This window comes from Stenotrophomonas sp. 2YAF22 (genome assembly GCF_052114665.1).
In the GTDB taxonomy this organism is placed as follows: Bacteria; Pseudomonadota; Gammaproteobacteria; order Xanthomonadales; family Xanthomonadaceae; genus Stenotrophomonas; species Stenotrophomonas indicatrix.
On sequence record NZ_JBFRFE010000910.1, the window covers coordinates 1 to 1,131 of the forward strand.

Consider the following 1,131-nt stretch of genomic DNA (forward strand, 5'->3'; position numbering starts at 1 on the left):
CGGCGGGTGAGAACAAGGGCGAGGCCGTACAGCGTCCGCCGGTGGTCACCATCATGGGCCACGTCGACCACGGCAAGACCTCGCTGCTGGATTACATCCGTCGCACCAAGGTCGCCACCGGCGAAGCCGGCGGCATCACCCAGCACATCGGTGCGTACCACGTTGAAACGCCGAAGGGCGTCATCAGCTTCCTGGATACCCCGGGCCACGCCGCGTTCACCTCGATGCGTGCCCGCGGTGCCAAGCTGACCGATATCGTGGTGCTGGTCGTGGCTGCCGATGACGGCGTCATGCCGCAGACCAAGGAAGCGATCCAGCACGCCCGTTCGGCGGGTGTGCCGCTGATCGTGGCGATCAACAAGATCGACAAGTCCGGTGCCGACCCGATGCGGGTCAAGAACGAGCTGCTCTCCGAGCAGGTCGTGGCCGAAGACTTCGGTGGCGACACCCAGATGGTGGAGATCTCGGCCAAGACCGGCCTGGGCATCGACGATCTGCTGGAAGCTGTTTCGGTCCAGGCTGAACTGCTGGAACTGAAGGCGGTCGACGAGGGTCGTGCCAACGGCGTGGTCATCGAATCCTCGCTGGACAAGGGGCGTGGCCCGATCGCCACGGTGCTGGTGCAGCAGGGCCGCCTGAAGAAGGGCGATTACCTGGTGTGCGGTATCCAGTACGGCCGCGTGCGTGCGCTGTTCGACGAAACCGGCAAGCAGCCGGAGTTCGCTGGACCGTCCATTCCGGTGCAGGTCCTGGGCCTGTCCGGCGTGCCGGAAGCCGGTGACGACTTCGTCGTCGTCGACGACGAGCGTCTGGCCAAGGACGTTGCCCAGCAGCGTGAGACCAAGCGCCGCGAGTCGCGCCTGGTCGCCACCGCTGGCAGCCGCATGGAAGACATCATGGCGACCTTGGGCAAGGGCGAGGGCCAGCAGGTCCTCAACCTGGTCATCAAGGCCGACGTGCAGGGTTCGGTGCAGGCGTTGAGCCAGGCGCTGGTGGCGCTGTCCAATGACGACATCCGCATCAACGTGATCCACTCCGGCGTGGGCGGCATCACCGAGTCGGACGCCAATTCGGCCGCCGCTTCGAAGGCCACCGTCATCGGCTTCAACGTGCGTGCGGATGCTTCGGCCC

General features: G+C 65.9%; 1 protein-coding gene. It reads left to right on the top strand.

Annotated features, from left to right (window positions below; translation table 11 throughout):
* On the top strand, positions 1 to 1,131 hold a 1,131-nt coding region (gene infB / locus AB4Y84_RS22185; RefSeq protein WP_442251000.1), incomplete at both ends, for a translation initiation factor IF-2.